Here is a 21,915-nt window from a genome sequence, read left to right as displayed (position 1 = left end):
ACAATCCTGAGGTAGCTCAGCGATGTTTTAGTTTTAGATGTGCTGGATGCGCTGGATGTGTTAGATGTGCTGGGGCTTGCGGGGGTTTCCGTTGTGCTGGGGCTTGCGGGGGTTTCCGTTGTGCTGGGGCTTGCGGGGGTTTCCGTTGTGCTGGGGCTTGCGGGGGTTTCCCTTGTGCTGGGGCTTGCGGGGGTTTCCGTTGTGCGGGTGCCTGTGGGTTCCGCTGTGCAGGGTGTGTAGGTTGTGTGGGCTGCGTAGGTTGTGTGGGGGTATGTGGAGTGCCCTTTCCTTTTCTACTGTCGTATCCCCCATCCTCATATCCCCCTTCAGCATATCCACCCTATGGGCCATAAACATGAAAGTGTGATTCCTTTTAGCAGAGCACCAAACTGCCAACGATTGTTGGTGGTTGGGTGCTCTTTTCTAGGTCAATAAGCAAGTAGGTGATACATGATACATAAAATGGACGAGAGGAGGTTGATTCGGGTTTTCGCGGGACATTAGGCAAGGGGGAGTCGATGATGACTAGCTTACAATCTTCCACACGTTTAAAGATGAATGGAGATACTTTTATTCTTCCAGATGTGAATGGTGGGGTGTATCTGCGTAACAATCGTTGTTCTTTCCGTTTGGATGGGGAGGGGATTGCCCAATGGATTGAAAGGTTGACCCCTATGTTTGATGGGAAGGAGCCATTGAGTGAATTGACCGAAGGATTACCGAAACCCTACCAAGAGCGTATATATGAGATTGCGAATATGTTGCACAACCAGGGTATGGCACGGGATGTAAGCCAGGATCAACCTCATCATTTATTCCAGGAGGTCGTAGATAATTTTGCATCCCAGATCGCCTTTTTAGAGGCATTCGGGGACTCAGGAGCCTATCGATTCGAGCGATTTCGTCAGACTAAAGTTTTGGTAGTAGGAGCAGGTTCTACCCTGATTGCCCTTGTAGGCGCATTATGGCAATCAGGGTACCCTCACGTTCATCTTCTTTTATCAGAAGAAGAGGAGACGGATCGAGAAAGGTTGGAGGAGCTAAAGGAACAAGCACGATCAATGGACCCCGAAGTAGGACTAGCGGAAATCTCGATTGGTGGATTTAATGGAGAGGATCTATCTAGTTGGGAAAAAGTGATAGCACCTTATGAAGTAGTCCTACTCCTAGTTAAAGAAGAAAGATTGGATCGACTGAGGCTCTTGCAAAGGGTGTGTCAAGAGAAGAAAACGGCACTGTTGCCTGGGATTATCGCCCGTGATCTTGGGTGGGTAGGTCCATGGATGAATACCGAAGGAAAAGGATGCTGGGAATCCGCTTGGTGTCGCATGAACCGACAGGTGTGGGAGAGTGGACAGAGTGATTCTTTCTCGATAACGACAGATGCTATGCTAGCCAATGTGATGGCATTTACATGTTTTAAGGAGTTGACTCAGACCAATTTACAAAGTGAGCAACAAATTTATCTTCTTCATGGTGAAACATTGGAGGGAAGCTGGCATTCCTTTATCCCTCATCCTCAGTTTGGAAGCATACAATCACCTAAGCGCGTGACACAGGAATGGTGGAGTGCGGAAAAGGGGGAGGGAGATCGGAAAGAGGAGGAGATGTTTCTTGCTTTTGCTGGCTGGACCTCGCCAGTAACTGGGATTTATCGCCATTGGGAGGAAGGAAGCTTAGGTCAACTCCCCCTCGCCCAATGTAAGGTCCAAGTGATGGATCCTGTAACAGAAGGGCTAGCTGATCCGCTACACGAGCGAATCGGAGTAGGGATAACCCATCGGGAAGCACGACGGGAAGCAGGCTTAACTGGTATGGAGACCTATGTATCACGATGGTTGAAAGAAAAAGGGGGTCAACAAAGGTTTATCGGGCTTGGCGCAGGTGCTACATTGGCGGAAGGAGTTTGTCGTGGATTACAAAAATGTCTGGTTAAAGAATGGAAAAAAAGTTTAAGGGGAGGGGTTCCTCGGATATCCAGTCTGCGTTTAGGAGCGATGGAGGATCGTGATTGTCGTTTTTATCTGGAAGTGTGGTCACGAAGGGGTGAGCTCCCTCGATTGGGGCGAGGTGAAGAAGTTTGTGGATTTCCTGTTATCTGGGTAGGGGATGGGGAGTCTTGGTATGGAAGCATTGGATTCCATGAGTCCTTCGCTTTGAAAAGGGCTCTGCGGTACGCGCTCGGCAGACAGCTAAACCCACAAGCGTGGCTTACGGAGGATGGGATGGAGGTTACTACCGTTACCTTGGAAAATAGCAAGCCAAGGAATCTTGAAGTTTCCATGAACATAAGAGAAGTTGATTTCATCCAAGACACGCAAAAGATTTTGCAACGCAATCAGCGGCAATTGGAGATTGTGGATTGCACATTGGAGCCATTTATGAAGGAGGGGTTGGCGGGAGTATTTGGCGTAACCCTGTTAAGAAAGGAGGATTCCCAGTGAGTGGAGTAATGGGCGTTTTCGGAGTGGGAAAATTAGCAGAACGGGTTATTGCGGATTTGTCTAAGGAGAATACACTTGTGCATCAAGCCGATTTATCTGATGAGATACCAGAAGGTTTGCAATTTGCTTTAGTAGTTCATGATCAGTGGCAACCAGCGGTACATATTCAAGCAGAGAAAGTGTTTCGTTTACGAGGAGTTCCTTGGTTGCGAGGGTTTGTCTCCTTTGGTCAGGGTGTGATCGGACCTCTCGTTCAACCTCACAGCGCGGGATGCTCCCAGTGTGCGGATCTTCGTACCCTGATGGCTGGGAATGATCGTAGAGAGATGTGGGGGATACGACAGAGGTTAATAGAACATGGAAGTCCACTGCGTGGAGATATATGGTCAACAGCGAGTGGATTTTCGTATATGGCCACTATGCTTGTCAAGGAAACGAGGCACATGATAAATGGGCAAGATGTACTTACCCAGGGGCATCTTTTTTTCATCCATTTAAAGACCTTAGATACTTCCCAACATGTCGTCTTACCAGATGGAAAATGCCCATTTTGTGGAGAATTACCTGATGACTCTCCGTTCACCGCGCAAATTACCCTGAAACCCTCTCCGAAAATTTCTCTAAGCACCTTCCGTACTCGATCCATGACGGAATTGAAACAGGTATTGCCGAGCAATTATCTAGATAGTCGCACAGGCTTGTTTAATGGAAAAGCACAGGATTTTGATACCACCTTTGCGGATGTGACGGTCAATCTACCCCTTTTTATAGGGGATGAGGCGACTGCAGGTCGTACCCACTCCTATGAGGAAAGTGAAATGACAGCGATTTTGGAGGGCTTGGAACGGCATTGTGGATATGCACCACAAGGGAGACGGCCTACTGTGCGAGATACTTATCGCAACCGAGAGAACGAGGCTCTTTATCCCCCGCAGGTGGGGCTTCACCGTGCAGAGCAGTACGCAAACGAAAAGTTCCCCTTTAAACCCTTTAATCCTGATCGTGATATGGATTGGGTCTGGGGATGGTCATTAAACGAGGAGCGTCCCCTCTTGGTTCCTCAATTGTTGGCTTACTATAGCTTTAGTTGTAGTGGAGGGTATGTTTATGAAACATCCAATGGATGTGCCATGGGAGGGAGTTTAGAAGAGGCGATATTTCATGGAATCATGGAAGTAGTGGAACGTGATGCCTTCTTACTCACTTGGTATGCACAATTGCCACTGCCACGGTTAGAACCAACCTCCGCAAAAGATCAGGAACTTCATTGGATGATCGATCGCATGCGAGCGGTGGCAGGTTATGAGGTTCATTTATTTAACGCCACGATGGAAAATGGCATCCCGGCTGTTTGGGCGATAGCGAAGAACCAGCGTTCACAAGGGGTTAATCTCATCTGTGCAGCAGGGGCTCACTTGGATCCGATTCGGGCGGTAAAAAGTTCGATTTATGAATTAGCTGGAATCCTTCCCATGTTGGATCAGGAATTCACCACGAATAAAGAGAAGGCTATCTCGATGCTAAAGGATCCGATGAAGGTAAGAGAAATGAAGGATCACTCCCTCTTATATAGTTTGTCAGAAGCAGAGGAACGATTGGGATTTTTATTAGAGGGGGAGCGACCAAAGCAAAGTTTCGAGGAGGCATTCCCTCAGGTATCTGTATCAACAGATATCACTGAGGATCTAAAGGGGGTTTTAGCACGGTTCCAAGAACGGAATCTAGAGGTGATCGTAGTAAATCAGACATCTCCTGAGGTTGCTCGCCATGATCTTCACTGTGTCAAAGTGTTAATTCCGGGAATGTTGCCCATGACCTTCGGGCATCATTTCACTCGTCTTGAAGGATTAAAGCGGGTTCTACATGTGCCTAAGGAGCTGGGCTATCTTTCGCAATCATTGACAATGGATCAGTTGAATCCTCATCCTCATCCCTTTCCTTAAGTTTCAGCTAGTTCATGGTGGGAGGTGTTCCGATGCAATTCCGTCAATTTTTACATGATCTACATTTTGCAGTAGAGAAAGTACGCCCTTCTGATTGGGATGTGGATTGGGAAAATGCCCCGCTTCCTTATAAGTTGTATCAAGGGGCATCAGCCGTGAATTTTCCAGGCGGCATTCCTTTTTCTCTCTGCAGGTTAGAACAAGACCCTCTAATTGATATGGATTGTGTGGGCCATTTTTTGTGGTATGTCTATGGTTTGACACAGTGTTTGGAAACACCAGAGTTATTGGGGGCCTCTCCTGTCACACGGCGATTTGTGCCTTCAGGTGGTGGACTATATCCTACAGAACTATATGTGTACTTAAGGATCGATGGTTTGGATACAGGAGTCTACCACTATGATGTCGCCCATCATCAGTTAGTGCTATTGCGAGAAGGAGATGTAAATCCGTACCTGATGAGTGCTCTTGGAGGACGGTGTGATCTAACGAATAGTTTTGGGGTCGTCTTTCTCACAACGATGTTTTGGAAAAACTTTTATAAGTATCACAACTTCTCTTATCGCTTACAGGGGTTGGACGCCGGCGTGGTGATCGGGCAACTAAATGAAGTTGCAAAACGATTTGGTTTTTCTACAGCAACCTATTATTGCTTTTTGGATCGGATGGTGAATGACTTGTTAGGCCTTGCTGAGGAAGAGGAGAGTACCTATGCTATTCTTCCTTTGTATAGAGCATCTGGCAAGGTTGTAGAAAAAAGGAAAGAAGAAGATAGCTGGGAAATCGAAAAGGGCATTGAACAACTACAACAACTACCCCCACTCCAAGTGGAGATACGTCATTCTACTAGACGAAAGGTAGAATACCCTGTGCTAGTAGCGATAAATAAGGCCTCAATGATAGAATCCACCTCTCTTTTTCCACAGGAAAAGAAAGAAAAAGTAGTGAGAGGTCAGATCGAAGAGAGGGAGGAATCGGATGAACCCTCGATTCTACTCCCCCGAGTGGGACATTTATCCTATGATTTTACGAAGGTAAACCGACGACGATATTCACCGGGCATGGATTTCATACTGGAAAAAGTCGATCCGGAGCCATTTGCACAATTGTGCTACGAGGTAGCTGGCTCTTTAGGGGGTAGAAGAGGGCCAGAGAAACTATGGGAGGATACACATCAACCACTTACCTTATATGTGTGCTTGTATGGAGTGAAGGGAATTCCCGATGGAGCCTACTATTATGATGAAAATCGCCATGGATTGAAGCTGGTTCGATCAGGTGATCATCGCCTCCCGTTACAACAGGGATTAACCCTACATAATGTGAATCTGACTCAGGTGCCGCTTTGCTTTCATATTGTAGGGGAGAGGGAGTATGGGCGGGAGAGATTGGGTGAACGAGGGTATCGCATTCAGCAGATGAAGGCAGGTATCATTGTTCAGCAGTTATTGTTAGCTGCTTCTGCAGTAGGTTGGGCTGGACATCCTCTTCTAGGATTCGATGCGGTATTGTGTGATACACTTTATGACCTTTCTCCTCTAAAGAAAACGTGCCTCATTCAAATTCCTATCGGTCCCTATCGTAGTCGAGCGCAGTTAGTTGGGATATTACATGGATGATAAAAAAATAAGCACCGAGGTGTGCCTATTGTTCAGACGCTTCTTTGACCTCCCATTCTAGTTGGAACAATGCGAAAACTAATAAGATGACCAATAGGATAGCTACCATCGCTTCTTCCTCCCTTCAATTCGGGTTGGGGGGCTTTTTTATGTGTGCGATGTGATTAACGATGGTTCTCGTAAATAGGTTTCGAAATGTTAATATTTCATGAAATTTTCAATGGATCTAGGATTATTCGAATAAAGAGAGAAGGGATGGGACTACTACGATAGTATTAACGACAGGATGATATATCTCTTATATACTATAAGAGATATATCATTAAATTAAGTATTGGGGGGGAATTCGATGAAACATCGTCTTTTTACTTTCATATTAGTTAGTGTCTTGATGATGACAAGTGGTTGTTCTATACTGCAGGATCACCTTAAGGCTACTAAGAGTTCGAGTGAAAAGAAATCTGCTAAATCTTCCGAGAAAAAAACCCTGATCCCTGTAGAGGTTCCAGAGGAATTGAAGGGAATCGATGTGCTAGCTGGACCTGGTAAATATATAGGGGATGCATACGATGTAAAGAAGGTAAAAGCAGAGGTCAATCGATTTCCAAAGAATCTTAAAGCAGAGGAGTATTTAGACAAATTTCATTCCTTAGTTAGTGAAGATTACCGTCCCTATATTAAACTTTATAGTGATTTTAATACTATAGCCAAGGCGAACGATGAAGAACCTGGTGGTGCAAGAGCTGCAAAATTACCACAGGGTAAAAAGGTAAACGTACAGATCTTATTTGATTCGAGTGGTAGTATGGCAGGGAAAGTGGATGGTGGGGTAAAGATGGAGCTTGCAAAAGAGGCCATTAAAAAATTTTCTAGCCAATTACCGGAGGGTGTAAATATCTCCTTAAGAGTCTACGGACACAAAGGGAGTAACAGTAAAAGTCAAAAGGGAATCTCATGCAAAAGCACTGATGTAGTATATCCAGTAGGCCCTTATCGAGAGGGTGTATTTCAGAAAGCATTAAATAAATTTCGCCCAGCAGGTTGGACCCCTTTAGCTAATTCCATCCGAGCAGCAGCAAAGGACCTCAATACAAAGAAGGGGGATCAAGTTGAAAACATCATTTATGTAGTAAGTGATGGAGTAGAAACATGTGGCGGGGATCCAGTTGCAGAAGCCAGAAAATTAAGTGGGTCCAATACACAGACCATGATCAATATCATCGGTTTCGATGTCGATAATGCAGGTCAGCGGGCATTGAAAAAGGTAGCAGAGGCTGGCAAAGGTACGTACTCTAAAGTAGATTCAGAGGAAGCATTGGAAGAATATTTTGAAGGAGAAAAAGCGCGACTAATTGCAGAATGGGAGAAATGGGAGAGTCGGAATGTGGACGACTCGTATAAATCAGAATCGCAAAAGTTGAGTGCATTAGAGTCGAATGAGAGTAAAATGGTGCAATTAGCAGAACTAGAAGAAGAACGTATCCGAAGTTTTACGCAATACATGGAAAGTCGGGGATGGGATTCTAGTATCACTATTGACATTCGTTCGTTAAACAGTACGAGAGGGATTAAACTTCGCGACTATGCTCGAGATACAGGTATTAATTTAAGAGATGAAGTGCGTAACAATGAGTTGGACCGCAGAAACAGTGCACGAGATAAAGCCTTAGATAAACGGAATAAGCTTCGGGAATAACGGTTGTAACACTAAACATTCTATTAAGCAATGGATCTGATGTCTTCGTGCACAATTTCCAGTCCCCATGGAGTCCCTAAGGACTCCTTCCCTAAAATAAATAAATTTCGTAGAATATAAGTAGCGAGATAGGGAGGGGATACGGGTGGTCTATATCATGATTGATCCTGGTCATGGTGGTGGGGATCCTGGTGCTTCCGGTTATGGTTTACAAGAGAAACTGGTATCTCTCCAACTTTCTAAGTTTCTTTACGACGAGTTACGCCGCTATGAGGGAGTAGAGGTCGATCTGACGCGGTGGAACGATCAATATTTGAGTCTAGATCAACGATGTGATTTGGCTAACGATACGGATGCCGACCTATTTATCTCCATGCATTGCAATAGTTTTTCCGATTCCGCTGCCGCAGGGTATGAATCCTATGTGGTTTATGGAGCTCGGGACTATATGACCAATGCCGCACGCAAGCAAGATATATTGCACAAGCATGCCATGAAGTTATTAAAGGAGTATGGCGTTCGTGATCGAGGGAAAAAAGAAGCTGGCTACTATGTTTTACGGTATACACGAATGTCCGCCATCTTGTTTGAAAATCTGTTTATAACCAATCAGGAGGAAAATAAGTGGTTAGCGGATAAGGATTTTTTAACAAAAATGGCACAAGCTTATGCAGCAGGGATTGCAGAAGCTTATCAATTGCAGAAAAAAGCAGATGATGAACCGGGGCCAGTTGAAGAAGAGTTGCAAGAATATTGGCGTGTTATCAAGGATGGAGAAGAAGTAGGGGTCTTTGATTATAAACCGCATGCGATATTGTCAGGCTCTCATGCTGCGCGAGCAGGTCTAATGTATGGTGAGAAGACAGTGACAATCACCTATGAGCGGGTGTTGCGGGCCAATCGTGGAAAAAAAGAGGACCCAGCGTTACAAGAAGAAATGGTTACCTCTTCATTACCATAAAGTTTCCCTTATATAATGTAGCTACTCGATGAATTCTAGTAAAGGGACCTTGTTATGTGTGAATAAAATAGATAGAAAGAAGATGGCCTACTCGACGAGTAGGCCATCTTCTTTCTATCTTTCCCCTCAAAACCGAAACCGCTGCAAATTATTGAAAAACTCCTGCAAAAACTCAAAGAATAGCTTCTCCGAAGGAGGTAACTCTCGGTTACTAGGGATGACGGCTCCTACTGTTCGGGTAAGCTCAGGCTCACTCACAGGTACTTTCACCGTTGTACGGGGGATGCTCTCTAATAATGTAACTTCAGGCAATAGTGTTACGCCAAGTCCAGCGGCGACAAGGCCCTTGATGGCATCGATATCTTCCCCTTCAAAGGAAACTTGGGGGTGAAAGCCCATTTGGTGACAAGCGTCCGTAACGATACGATAGAGAACAAAACCTCTGGGAAATAGGACAAAGGGATCGTCTTTAATTTGATCGAGCCGGATTGCCGGTTGATCTGCTAGATCATGGTTAGCGGGAAGCAGGGCAACGAGTTTTTCTGAAAAGAAGATGTGTCCCTCTACATCTTTTTCATCCTTTGGGACTGGGGCGACGAAGGCGATGTCTGCCTCGCCGCGGCTGACTGAATCAATGAGGTTACGGAATGAACCTTGGCGTAATTGAAAGCGTACATCCGGGTACCGAGCGCGAAAGGCTGAAATCACCGAGGGCAAGATATGGGAGGCAAGGCTACTTGGAAAGCTGACCCGGATGGTTCCTTTTTCAGGATTGAGGAATTCATCGATTTCGCGGCGGGCGATTTCCATTTCGCGCATGGCCTTTTCGGCGTGTTCTTGGAATATTTTACCAAGAGGAGTAAGGCGTACGTTGCGTCCTTCACGTAAAAACAATTGTACGCCTAGTTCGGTCTCAAGGTTGGCGATTTGCCGGCTAATAGCTGATTGAGCAACATGTAGGTTATGGGCGGCTTCGGTCACATGTTCGCGTTTGGCAACTTCGATGAAGTATTGAATCTGCTTGAAATCCACGAATTATCGCCTCGCAGGATTTTATTGATCTCAAAATGAGATTGATCTGATCGAAAATATATATTGTTAATATGAATCAACGCATATAGAATAACAAGAACAACCACTATCGGCAAGATAGTGCGTCTTTGCGGAGACAAGGATGTCTCTGACGGTAGGTACCTTGCGGTTTGGACTATGAGAGTCCAAACACTACACATCGACGTGCGAGGGGTGATAACCATGATCAAAAAAGGATTACCGCAGAAACAGGGTCTTTATGATCCAGCCTATGAGCACGACGCGTGCGGAATCGGCTTCGTTGCCAGTTTAAAAAAAGAGGCGACCCATGAGATTGTGGAACAAGGACTGGAGATCCTCCGCAGATTAGAGCATCGGGGTGGACAGAAGGATGCTAATGCGGGTGACGGTGCAGGAATCATGGTGCAAATCTCCCACGATTATTTTCAAAACTTATTGGACATTCAGTTGCCGCAGCCGGGTAACTATGGCGTAGGAATGCTTTTTTTACCTACAGATCCTACTCGGCGAACCATTTGGGAAAATCGACTGGGTGTCATCGTTGAAGAAGAAGGGCAGCAACTTTTGGAATGGCGGGATGTTCCCGTGGATCCTAGCTGTCTTGGAGAATCATCCATGGAAAGCCAGCCAACTATCCGCCAGGTGTTTATCGGGATGGGTGAAGGGCAAGAGACGGGCCTTCCCTTTGAGCGGAAATTATATGTGATACGGAAACGTTTGGAACAGGAGGCGCGCGATGAGCTGTATGTTGTCAGCCTCTCTAGTCAGACGCTTGTCTATAAAGGGCTTTTAACTCCAGAACAAGTAGGCGGTTATTATGAGGATCTGCGTAATCCGCAGTATACCTCAGCGTATTCCTTGATTCACAACCGTTTTAGTACCAATACTTTCCCTAGTTGGCACAGAGCACACCCCAATCGGTATGTCCTGCATAATGGGGAGATCAATACCCTACGAGGTAATGTCAACTGGATGTATGCTCGTGAGAAAATGTTTGAGACAGATGTGTTTGGGAACGATCTGGATAAAGTTCATCCGATCATGGATATGGAGGGAAGCGACTCTGCGATTTTGGATAATTGCTTTGAGTTCTTAGCGTTATCTGGGCGCTCCCTTCCTCATGTAGCGATGATGATGGTTCCTGAACCTTGGGATAAAACCCCGATGGATAAGGAGAAACATGCGTTTTATGAGTACCACAGTTGTCTGATGGAGCCTTGGGATGGGCCGACAGCGATTTCTTTCTGTGATGGTCATCAAGTTGGAGCTGTACTTGATCGCAATGGACTTCGCCCGGCTCGGTATTATGTGACCTCGGAGGATATGATTATCTTCTCCTCTGAAGTGGGTGTAGTAGATGTCCCAGAAGAGACCATTGTGGAAAAAGGTCGTCTTCAGCCGGGTCGGATGTTACTCGTTGATTTGGAGGAAGGGCGGATTGTCTCTGATGGGGAGTTGAAACACCGAATTGCTACAGAGCATCCTTATCAGGAATGGTTGGATGAGCACCTTCTTCCTTTAGAGAAGTTAGCTGATGCGCCAGTAACGGAAGACCGCATCGATGAAGAGACACTGTACCGCTTGCAAAAGGTTTTTGGTTACACCTATGAAGAGCTTACCAAAAACTTGGCTCCTATGGTGACTGAAGGAAAAGATCCGATTGGTTCCATGGGGAATGATACCCCCTTGGCTGTTCTCTCGGATCGCTCGCAACTTCTCTACAACTACTTTAAGCAATCCTTTGCCCAGGTGACAAATCCTCCGATTGATGCGATTCGGGAAGAGTGTATCACCTCGACCCTGACAAATCTGGGGGCTGAGGGGAATCTTTTGCAACCTGAGCCGAATCATTGTCATCGGATTCGTTTAGAATCGCCGATGATTTCCAATGAGACGATGGCGAAATTACGGTATAACTCGTACCCGGAGTTTCAATCCCAGACGCTTTCTCTTCTTTTTCCAGCGAAAATAGAGGGGCAACAATTAGAGAGCGTACTCGATGCCCTCTTTACGAAAGCGGATCGTGCGATTGAAAATGGCATTACTCTGCTTATTCTCTCCGACCGTGGAGTCGATCATGAGTGTGCGGCCATCCCTACGCTCCTTGCAGTAAGTGGATTACACCATCACTTGGTTCGCCAGGGAACACGGACGAAGGTAAGCCTTTTGGTGGAGTCAGGGGAAGCGCGGGATGTGCACCACTTCTCGATGCTCCTTGGCTATGGTGCTGATACGATCAATCCATACCTTGGTATTGCTACGTTGAGGCATATGGTAGAGGAGCAATTGGTCGAAGGTGTTACAGCGGAAGAAGCTGTGACAAAATATCTCACCACGGCAACCGAGGGCATTGTGAAAGTAATGTCCAAAATGGGGATCTCTACGATTCAGAGTTACCGGGGTGCGCAGATTTTTGAAGCGATTGGCATTGGGCAATCCGTAATCGATCAATATTTCACACGGACGACCTCCCCCCTTTCTGGAATCGGTCTCGATGTTATTGCCCAGGAAAGCTTGATGCGTCATCAGGAGGCTTATCCTCCACGGGATAATGGAGAACGAACCTTAGATCCAGGAAGTGAATTGCAATGGCGGCGCAATGGTGAGTACCACGCCTTTAACCCGATGACGATTCATACCTTGCAACAGGCATGCCGCCTTGGAAGTTATGATCGGTTTAAGGAGTACTCTAAGCGTGCAAATGAGGAGCAGATTGCCTTTCTCCGTAGCCTTCTCGACTTTAATAGTGGACGTAAATCGATTCCGATTGAAGAAGTGGAATCTGAGGAATCGATTGTCCGCCGCTTTAAGACAGGAGCCATGTCCTACGGCGCCTTGTCTGAAGAGGCACATGAAGTTCTTGCCATTGCCATGAACCGTATTGGTGGGAGAAGTAACAGTGGTGAGGGTGGGGAGGACCCTGCTCGTTTTACTCCCGATGTGAATGGAGACTTCCGCCGTAGTGCGATCAAGCAGGTTGCCTCGGGGCGTTTCGGGGTATCCAGTCACTATCTGGTGAATGCTGATGAAATTCAGATCAAGATGGCCCAGGGGGCAAAGCCAGGGGAAGGAGGTCAACTCCCGGGGAATAAAGTGTATCCCAAGATTGCAGGAGTACGGGGTTCCACTCCGGGTGTGGGACTGATTTCTCCACCACCTCATCACGATATCTACTCCATTGAGGATCTTGCACAACTGATTCACGATCTGAAAAACAGTAATCCAGCAGCAAGAATTAGTGTCAAGTTAGTATCCAAACCAGGTGTAGGGACGATTGCCGCTGGTGTTGCTAAGGGATTAGCTGATGTGATCGTGATCAGTGGTTATGAAGGTGGGACAGGTGCCTCCCCGCGTACGAGCATCAAACATGCAGGCCTTCCCTGGGAGATGGGATTGGCTGAAGCCCATCAGACGCTCCTTCTCAATGATCTACGGGACCGTGTCGTCCTAGAGAGCGACGGGAAAATAATGACGGGCCGGGATGTTGTCGTAGCCGCTCTACTTGGGGCAGAGGAGTTTGGCTTTTCTACGGCGCCGCTAGTAGTCATGGGATGTATCATGATGCGGGCTTGTCACTTGGATACGTGTCCTGTAGGTGTTGCCACGCAGAACCCTGATCTTCGTAAGAAATTTACGGGTGATCCAGATCATGTGGTGAACTACATGATGTTCGTTGCTCGGGAAGTCCGAGAGACCCTGGCGGCACTTGGCTTCCGTAGTATGGAAGAGCTTGTTGGGCGTAATGATGTCCTTCAAATGGCGGAGCGTGCAAAGTCCCACTGGAAGGCACAAACCCTTGACTTAACCTCTCTGTTGTATCAGCCAGAGGTTCCTGAGGGAACAAAGCGCCACTTCTATCGTCCGCAAGATCATCGACTCGATGCAAGCCTAGATCGACGCGAGTTGATCCCGGCATGTAGCAAGGCGTTGGAAGAAGGGACAGAAGTAGAAGCTGCCTTCCCGATTCGCAATGTAGATCGGGTGACGGGGACGATTCTGGGTAGTGAAGTAACGAAGAAGTATGGGTCGGATGGACTGCCTGAAGATACAATCCGGCTTCATTTCCAGGGGTCAGCTGGCCAAAGTTTTGGAGCATTTGTCCCTAAAGGGATGACGCTGACCGTTGAAGGAGACGCCAATGATTATGTAGGAAAAGGATTATCCGGCGGGAAAATTGCGGTTTTCCCTTCGAAGAAATCGTCCTTTGTTCCAGAGGAGCAAACCCTGATCGGTAATGTCTCCTTCTACGGTGCAACTGCTGGTGAAGCTTATATTCGCGGAATTGCCGGGGAACGCTTCTGTGTACGAAACAGTGGAGTTCATGCGGTCGTAGAGGGTGTAGGGGATCACGGTTGTGAGTATATGACCGGTGGCCGCGTTGTCATCCTCGGTTCTGTGGGGAAAAACTTTGCCGCAGGGATGTCTGGAGGAGTCGCCTATGTGCTGGCGGAGGATCTGGATGTCTTCACCGCCTCCTGTAACCGGGAACTTGTTGATCTGGAATCCCTGGATGAGGATGAAGATATTGCTGAAGTAAGACAGATGATCGAAAATCATCTACACCATACAGGTAGTGAGCACGCGCGCAGGATTTTGGAAAACTGGGAAGCATCCCTTCCCAAGTTTGTCAAAGTGATTCCACATGATTATAAAGAAGTGCTACAATCCATTGCCGACTTAATGAGTGTAGGGATGAGTAGAAACGATGCTGCTACAGAGGCTTTTAAACGGAAACAGATGGATCAGCCGGTGATGCTCTCTAAAAAAGGAGAAGGAGAACCGGTACTCACAGGATAAGGAGGGGAGTCACATGGGAAAAGCCACAGGTTTTATGGACTATGAACGGAAAACGGCAGCTGAGAGGGATTCTTTATCCCGGCAAGAGGACTGGAAAGAGTACACCTTGCCATTTCCTGAATCCGAACTGAAAAAACAGGGCGCCCGCTGTATGGACTGCGCGACCCCCTTCTGCCATACAGGAGTTCAGATTAACGGGACGGACTCAGGATGTCCTCTCTATAATCTAATTCCCGAGTGGAATGAGCTGGTCTATCGTGGTAAATGGAAAGAGGCCCTAGAACGCCTGTTGAAAACCAACAACTTCCCTGAATTTACGGGTCGAGTCTGCCCTGCTCCTTGTGAAGGGGGATGTACAGTGGCGATTAACGATCCTGCAGTTGCTATTAAAAGCATTGAGCGGGAAATTATCGATCGTGGTTTTGCTGAGGGATGGATGGTGCCAAAACCGCCGACATCCCGTACAGGAAAGCAAATCGTTATCGTAGGCTCGGGTCCTGCTGGCCTTGCCGCCGCGGATCAACTGAATAAAGTGGGTCACTCGGTGACGGTATATGAGCGAGATGATCGTGTTGGTGGCTTGTTGATGTATGGCATTCCCAACATGAAGTTGGAGAAATCTTTGGTAACGCGGCGCGTAGAGTTACTTGAAGCAGAGGGTATCCGTTTTGTTACAGGGGTAGAGATCGGAAAAGATATCTCCCTTGAGCAGCTTCGTGCGGATGCAGATGCTGTGATCCTATGTGCAGGCGCTCAAAAACATCGTGAGCTTTCTCTTCCAGGACACGATCTACCTGGTGTGCATCTGGCGATGAAGTACTTGACTCAATCGACAAAGGCTCTTCTCGATGATGAGTACAAAGCGGATATCGATGCGAAAGGGAAGGATGTCATCGTTATCGGTGGCGGAGATACAGGGGCGGATTGTGTAGCCACGGCCCTTCGTCAGAAATGTAAGAGTGTCGTGCAGTTTGGCCGTCACCCTCGTCTACCTGAAGAGCGTCCAGAAAATAATCCATGGCCCCAAATGCCCCATGTCTTCACCATGGATTATGCCTATGATGAAGCAGAGGCCCGTTTCGGTCGGGATCCTCGCCGCTACTCAATCATTACAAAAAAACTAGTAAATGATGATAAGGGCAACCTGAAGGAACTTCACACAGTAGAAGCAGAAAAAGTGATAGCGGAGGATGGTAGTCATACCTTCCGTGAAATTCCTGGTAGTGAAAAAGTATGGCCTGCTCAGTTAGTATTTGTCGCTACTGGTTTTGAAGGAACTGAGGATGCCTTGCTGGAAGGTTCTGATTTGGATCATCAAAATCGTCGTGTCACCGCAGAATACGGGAAATATGCAACCAATCTCGATGGAGTATTTGCCGCTGGTGATGTTCGCCGAGGGCAGAGCTTGATTGTGTGGGCGATTCTCGAAGGCCGAGAAGCTGCTCGTGAGTGTGACCGTTATCTGATGGGTGAAACGGATTTGCCATAAGAAGTTGCCGCCGCTGGGCGGCTTTTTTTTTGTGAAATATGTTTGCATCAAAAAATCAATATGATAGACAAAGGGATTTTCGGGTTTTATCCATATCATAATCTCGTGTAAAATATAAAAAAGAGGGAATGTATTGAAAATAACCTGATTAATAAATTCTGTTTTACTGGTCCAATACTTTAATTAATAAAGGAGAATCTTGATGGTCCAAATAACAAATAAGTTGGATAATTTAAATTGGAATGAACTTGAGTCAGTCTTTCTGTCGGCTGGGTGGAAAAAACATAAGAAAGATCTTTTAATAAGGGTTTTTTTGGCTAGTTCTTTCGTGGCAATAGCTTATGAGGAAGGTAAGATTGTTGGATGTGGTCGAGTACTTTCTGATGGTGAAATGTATGCTTGTGTCTATGATGTTGTGATTCATTCCGAATATCAAGGAAAAGGGATTGGAAAAGCGATAATGAGTAATATTCTTTCAGAGTTAAAGGATATTCCTTTTGTCCATTTAACAGCTACGACTGGTAATGAACTGTTTTACACCAAGCTCGGACTAAAAAAACATAATACTGCTATGGCAAGATCTCTCAATCCTGAGTATACGAATGAATACTTAAGTAACTTTTAAAAACTATAAACAAAGCTGGAACGTTGATTGTAAAATCGCGTATTGTAATGAAAATAAACAATAAAAAGGTGGCTTCAGACTTGTGAACAGTACCGCGAGGAACTGGTGGCCCCTGGATCCTTGCAACAATAATATATTTATCTATTTTGGACACAAAACAAAAATTAGCTTCGAATAATAGAATGGAAGCGTTTTTCCTTACTCAAAGGGGTCTTGATTGGGACACTGGCGAAAGCTAGTGTCCTTCGCTTTGATGAGAAGCTGGGTAATGGTCAGCTTCTTTTTTTTGTGATATACCAGAAGGAACATTTACTCTGCGGTGCTCCTGTATTAACATAGGGATATTGGTGACTAATCAGCCCGAGTGAATGGACGAACCCTCCTTTAGGATATTATCTCCCTTTGTGAAATCCCTTGAATATCACTGTAACTAACTGCTAGATGCATGGGTTGATATAAGTGTGGATGGTTCGACTTGTAGTTCCTCAACCAGTTTGATTTAACTTATAGATTAAGAGAGTTCTGTACTCTTTACCTGAAAGTGATTATTTATAGAAGAAGGGAACTTACCCATGCTGGACACTGTAGAAACACTTGAAATTAGTCGATACCTTCGCCTTCATCGTGAGATGAAAGAGCATGGAGATACTGATCGAGCTGAGAAGTTACTGGACCTTGCCCGAAAAGCCCGTTCCCAGGAATTTGTGTTGGCGCTGTGTGGTCATTTTTCTGCGGGGAAGTCGACTATGCTGAATGAACTATACGGGGAAGAACTACTCCCGACCAGCCCGATTCCAACCAGTGCCAATGTGGTTGCTGTGCGCAATGGCGAGGATCGGGTGGTACTGACACTACGGACTGGAGAGCGGTTGTTGTTCAATGGGGCCTATACTGAGGCAGAACTAAAGGCCCTGGCGAAGAATGGGGATGAGGTAGTTGCTGTGGATCTTTGGCGTTCCAATGGTCGCTTACCTGAGGGGACTGTACTCCTAGATACCCCTGGGATCGACTCCACAGATGATGCCCATCGAGTAGCGACAGAATCCGCGTTGCATTTAGCGGATGTCCTTTTCTATGCCATGGATTACAACCATGTCCAGTCCGAAGTGAACCTTCAGTTTGTGAAGGAATTAAAACAACGGGGCAAGCGAGTCTACCTGGTGATTAACCAGATAGATAAACATCGAGAAAATGAACTTTCCTTTGCTGACTATCAAAAGAGCGTTGAGAAATCTTTTTCTGATTGGGATATTGATGTGGATGGGTACTACTATACATCGCTCAGACAAAAGGATCACCCTCATAATGAATGGGAGCAACTAAAATCCACCTTTATTCAAATGATGCAGGAACCTGAGCAATGGGTTACGCGAAGCATTCACCAGGAAGCCAAGTACCTTATCGGTGAGCATATCGCGGACCAAGAGCGTCGCTTAGTAGCTGAGGCAGGGAAATTTGAATCACCCGAATCCTGCGCTACCCTTGAATCGGAGATGGCTGGAAAGAAGCAAGAAAAGGCATCCATCCGACAAGAGTTGGATCTAAAAAAATCGGACTTCCTACGTAGTTTAGAAGAGATCACAAGTAACGCGTACTTGTTTCCCTTTGAGATGCGAGAGAAGGCGAAGGATTATTTAGAGACACAGTTAACCGATTTTAAAGTGGGATTCCTTTTCTCCAAGGGGAAAACGGAACAGGAACGAGAACGAAGGAAACAGGTCTTTTATGAAGCGTTGCGTGAAGCAGTAGATAATCAGCTGGATCGGCACGTACGTGAAACGGTCGTCCGCTTTCTGAAGGAAAATGATGTGTACAAAGAGGAACGCGGACAGGAGATCTATGGTGCAGATCGTACCTTTAAACCAGAGATGCTAGAGGAGATGGTGAAGACAGGGGCCAGGCTTACAGGGGACTATGTACTGAAGTATACTCAGGATCTCGCCGCGGCGATCAAGGGAGTTAGCCAACGCCAAGCAAGGGAGTGGCTCGAGAGTTTCATCGGTGAAATCGAGGGAAAACTATCTGGCCGACTCGATGAGATTCATGCTCAGCTAGAAGAGCTAGAGGGACAACTCACCCATCATCGTGAATTCGCTGAACAAACAGCGCAACTATTCTCCTACAAGGAACAACTAACAAGAGTCCTTACATCCAATCAACCCTTTGAGGATGAAAGCATTACGGAGCAGGAACTTACTGTACTTGGTTTAGCCGAGATGGAAAAAGGCTCAGGAGAAACGATCACTGCCTCTATAGCCGATTTAGTTTCTTCAGATGCGCAATTATTTGAGCATGTCGTAGCAATGGCATCGACTGAGGAAGTCCCCGAAGTGCTAGAAATGGCATCTGCAACGAAAACTACTAGAAGCACAATTAGAGAGGAACCTGAACAGCAGGTGATCACTGGAGTAACGAGAGTGGAAGAGATCCTTGCTGATCTAGAGAGTCTCTCGGCCCATAGAGAAGAGTTAGCCAGCAAACGGAAACGAGCAGAGGAACGCAAATTTACCGTCGCCCTTTTTGGAGCATTTAGCGCAGGGAAATCCTCCTTTGCCAATGCCCTAATCGGTGAGAGAGTCTTGCCCGTTTCCCCGAATCCAACTACAGCAGCAATAAATCGGATTGGCCCTCCAACAGCAGAGCATGCTCATGGTGAAGCCGTCATTACCTTTAAAACAGCGGCAACATTGCTCGAGGATATGAAACAGGTATATCGCTTGTTCCATCAGGAGATCAGTACCCTAACAGAAGGGCTATCTGGGATTGCGGAATTGCTCAAGCAACCGATCACCCATCCACGTCAAAAGACAGCTCTTCCTTTTCTCAAGGCAGTAAGTGCAGGGTACGACACCTTCTCCGAACGCCTAGGAAACACTGTCACCCTTCCCCTTGAAGAGTGGGCTACCTGGGTGGCGCAAGAGGAAAAAGCCTGTTTTGTAGAGGTTGCGGATCTATATTACGATTGTCCGCTTACTCGTAAGGGAGTAACCCTCGTCGATACTCCTGGAGCCGACTCGATCCATGCCCGCCATACGGATGTGGCCTTCCGCTACATTAAAGAAGCAGATGCTATCCTTTTTGTTACCTATTACAACCATGCATTCTCCCGGGCTGATCGTGAATTTCTCATTCAGCTAGGACGAGTGAAAGATGCTTTCTCCATGGATAAAATGTTTTTCCTGATGAACGCCGCTGATTTGGCTGCTTCTGAGGAGGAGAAACAAGGAGTACTCCATTATATTCAGGATCAACTCCTTACCTATGGTATTCGCAACCCTCGTCTCTTCCCTGTTTCTAGCCTCTTAGCCTTAGAGGAGAAGAATGAACAAAAAGAATCAAATCAACCCTCAGGCTTAGCCGCCCTTGAGGAGGCCTTTTATCGCTTTTTGAGTAGGGATTTACAGACAGTCACCCTTCATAGCCTTCAGAATGGGGTAAAGCGAGCACTGAGCATGGTGCAAAGCCTGCTTGATGCGGCAAAACAAGGCAACGAAGCAAAACAAAAGCAACGAGAAGAGCTACAAGCTCAGCTTATCTCCTTCCAGCAGGCGGTTGGTAAGGTTGATGGTGGAGCAGATGAACAGGCTCTGCGTCGCGAAATTGAAGAGCTTCTCTACTATGTGCGTCAACGGATGTTCCTCCGTTATAAGGATGTGTTTGGGGAGATATTTAGCCCCGGGGTGTTGCGGGAGGATCGAGGGGAGATCAAAGAAATCTTCCGCTCCTGTATCCTGGAGCTAATCGATTTTATCCGTCATGATTTAACACAGGAGCTACGAGCCACTTCCCTTCGTATCGAAGGTTGGGAAGAGAATCGATTAACCGATCAGGCTAACGAGTTAGCTTCAACAAGTCGAGGGATTAATCAGGGGCTGCTTCTCTCTGAGGAACCAGCGTTTTCCGCCTCGATTATCGAGTGGGAGACTCCTTTCCCAGAACTATCCCTCGATTCCTTCAAGAAAATTGCTAATTCCTTTAAAGGAAGCAAATCCTTCTTTGCCAAGGATGATAAAGCACGAATTCGCGAAGAGATAAAGGAAGTATTGGAGACAGCGGTACAAGGGTATGCAGAGATCGCTGGTGAAAAAATGTACCTGCACTATCAGGATGCATGGCGAAATGCGCTTATCCAGTTGAAAGAGAAAGCCAACCGTGAAGGAACACGCTGGTTTGAAAGTCTTCTCCGCGCCCTGTCAGATGATACGGATCCAAGTGTTCTCGAAAATAAAGTGGCCTCCCTACAACAGGAAGTCACAGAAATGGAACAACTGTTGAACCGGAAATGATCATGATCAGGGGAGCTACGTGATATCAGAGGAGAAAATGGAATCTGTTATGGGGATAGGTACATTAGAACGTAGAAGGTGAATGACTTGCGTGGGAAAGTACAATGGATCAGCATGTTAGTGACCAGTGTTTTACTGGTAGTATTGGGTACGAGTATCTATTTGTTTGCCATCTCGAGCAAAAACCTAGATGAAAAGCCTAGAACGAAAAAAATAGACTTTCAACAAACAAAACATAGAGAGACAGAGAAGAGACAAGTAGTGCCTCTAAGCCTCCAGCAAAAGAAAGTAGAACAAGTGTTAATGGATTACGAAGGCCGCTCTCCTACTTATTGGGGAGAAAGTGTACCAGGTGTTAAACATCACTTGGATACAAAGAAAAAAGTAATGACCCTTACCTTTGATGCTTGTGGAGGGCCTAGAGGTAGCCAAGTAGATAAGAGGCTCCTTCAGTATCTAGAAAATGAGAAAATCCCTGCAACTCTCTTTATCAACAGCCGTTGGATCGATGCCCATCCAAAACGGTTCCGTCAACTTGCAGCAAACCCATTGTTTGAAATAGCGAATCACGGAACCGAGCATCGTCCTCTATCTGTAAATGGTCGTTCCGTCTATGGAATCAAAGGAACCCAGGGTATCCGCGAAGCACTCAATGAAATTTTGTCCAATCAGCGAAAAATTGCTTCTATCACAGGGAAAGCTCCTCGCTATTTTCGTTCAGGAACCGCCTACTACGATGATGTATCCGTAGCAGCAGCGCAGAAGTTGGGGGTTCAGATCGTCAACTTCGATATCCTCGGGGATGCTGGTGCAACTTATAATCGTGAACAGGTCAATGAAGCGTTATTACACGCCCGTGCAGGTTCGATCATCATTCTTCATATGAACCAACCCGAGAGCGAAACAGCAGAGGGCGTACGTGATGCAGTGCCTGTGTTACGGAAGAAAGGGTTTCGCTTTGTGAAGGTGGGAGATGTAGGGGCGAGATAATAGGGAAAGTGA

Annotated in this window: 12 protein-coding genes; 11 read left to right on the top strand and 1 reads right to left on the bottom strand. The window is 46.4% G+C overall.

Annotated features, from left to right (window positions below; all coding sequences use genetic code 11):
* The first annotated feature begins 57 nt into the window (after nucleotides 1-57).
* The 6 genes from BLV90_RS16065 to BLV90_RS00105 all read left to right on the top strand — a co-directional run bounded on the left by BLV90_RS16065 (nucleotide 58) and on the right by BLV90_RS00105 (nucleotide 8,663).
* Nucleotides 58-240 (top strand): hypothetical protein, encoded by a 183-nt coding sequence (locus BLV90_RS16065; RefSeq protein WP_177167816.1) that lies wholly within the window; start codon nucleotides 58-60, stop codon nucleotides 238-240.
* A gap of 281 nt (nucleotides 241-521) precedes the next feature.
* On the top strand, nucleotides 522-2,444 hold the full coding sequence (locus BLV90_RS00125; protein ID WP_177167815.1) for a putative thiazole-containing bacteriocin maturation protein: 1,923 nt from the start codon (nucleotides 522-524) through the stop codon (nucleotides 2,442-2,444).
* Nucleotides 2,441-4,387 (top strand): TOMM precursor leader peptide-binding protein, encoded by a 1,947-nt coding sequence (locus BLV90_RS00120; RefSeq protein ID WP_091734471.1) that lies wholly within the window; start codon nucleotides 2,441-2,443, stop codon nucleotides 4,385-4,387. Before BLV90_RS00125 ends, BLV90_RS00120 begins: the two co-directional genes overlap by 4 nt.
* A gap of 32 nt (nucleotides 4,388-4,419) precedes the next feature.
* Nucleotides 4,420-6,006 (top strand): SagB/ThcOx family dehydrogenase, encoded by a 1,587-nt coding sequence (locus BLV90_RS00115; protein ID WP_091734469.1) that lies wholly within the window; start codon nucleotides 4,420-4,422, stop codon nucleotides 6,004-6,006.
* Nucleotides 6,007-6,355: 349 nt separating this feature from the next.
* Nucleotides 6,356-7,702 carry a VWA domain-containing protein gene (locus BLV90_RS00110; RefSeq protein ID WP_091734468.1) on the top strand — a complete coding sequence of 449 codons (1,347 nt, stop codon included), beginning with the start codon at nucleotides 6,356-6,358 and terminating at the stop codon, nucleotides 7,700-7,702.
* Between the two features lie 145 nt (nucleotides 7,703-7,847).
* Nucleotides 7,848-8,663 (top strand): N-acetylmuramoyl-L-alanine amidase family protein, encoded by an 816-nt coding sequence (locus tag BLV90_RS00105; protein WP_091734466.1) that lies wholly within the window; start codon nucleotides 7,848-7,850, stop codon nucleotides 8,661-8,663.
* 126 nt (nucleotides 8,664-8,789) lie between these two features.
* Here the strand turns inward: BLV90_RS00105 and gltC are convergent, their stop codons facing one another.
* A complete protein-coding gene (gltC, locus tag BLV90_RS00100; RefSeq protein WP_091734464.1) occupies nucleotides 8,790-9,695 on the bottom strand; it encodes a glutamate biosynthesis transcriptional regulator GltC in 906 nt (301 codons plus the stop codon).
* 222 nt (nucleotides 9,696-9,917) lie between these two features.
* Between gltC and gltB the strand changes: the two genes are divergently transcribed.
* From gltB to BLV90_RS00075, 5 genes are all read left to right on the top strand, one after another.
* Entirely contained in the window at nucleotides 9,918-14,513 is a 4,596-nt protein-coding gene (gene gltB, locus BLV90_RS00095; protein WP_091734462.1) for a glutamate synthase large subunit, read from the top strand.
* 13 nt (nucleotides 14,514-14,526) lie between these two features.
* The gene (locus BLV90_RS00090; protein ID WP_091734460.1) at nucleotides 14,527-16,002 is read left to right on the top strand and encodes a glutamate synthase subunit beta; all 1,476 of its coding nucleotides are present in this window, start codon (nucleotides 14,527-14,529) and stop codon (nucleotides 16,000-16,002) included.
* A gap of 202 nt (nucleotides 16,003-16,204) precedes the next feature.
* Nucleotides 16,205-16,627, top strand: coding sequence for a GNAT family N-acetyltransferase (locus tag BLV90_RS00085; protein WP_091734458.1), 423 nt, complete (start codon nucleotides 16,205-16,207; stop codon nucleotides 16,625-16,627).
* A 572-nt stretch (nucleotides 16,628-17,199) separates the two neighbouring features.
* Complete coding sequence (locus BLV90_RS00080; RefSeq protein ID WP_091734456.1) at nucleotides 17,200-20,913, top strand: dynamin family protein; 3,714 nt, start codon at nucleotides 17,200-17,202, stop codon at nucleotides 20,911-20,913.
* Nucleotides 20,914-21,000: 87 nt separating this feature from the next.
* The gene (locus BLV90_RS00075) at nucleotides 21,001-21,903 is read left to right on the top strand and encodes a polysaccharide deacetylase family protein (RefSeq protein ID WP_245726198.1); all 903 of its coding nucleotides are present in this window, start codon (nucleotides 21,001-21,003) and stop codon (nucleotides 21,901-21,903) included.
* Nucleotides 21,904-21,915: the final 12 nt, after the last annotated feature.

The sequence above is a fragment of the Marininema mesophilum genome (genome assembly GCF_900106775.1).
In the GTDB taxonomy this organism is placed as follows: domain Bacteria; phylum Bacillota; class Bacilli; order Thermoactinomycetales; family DSM-45169; genus Marininema; species Marininema mesophilum.
The sequence above is the reverse complement of the archived record's forward strand: the minus strand, read 5'-3'. Positions and strand labels throughout refer to the sequence as shown.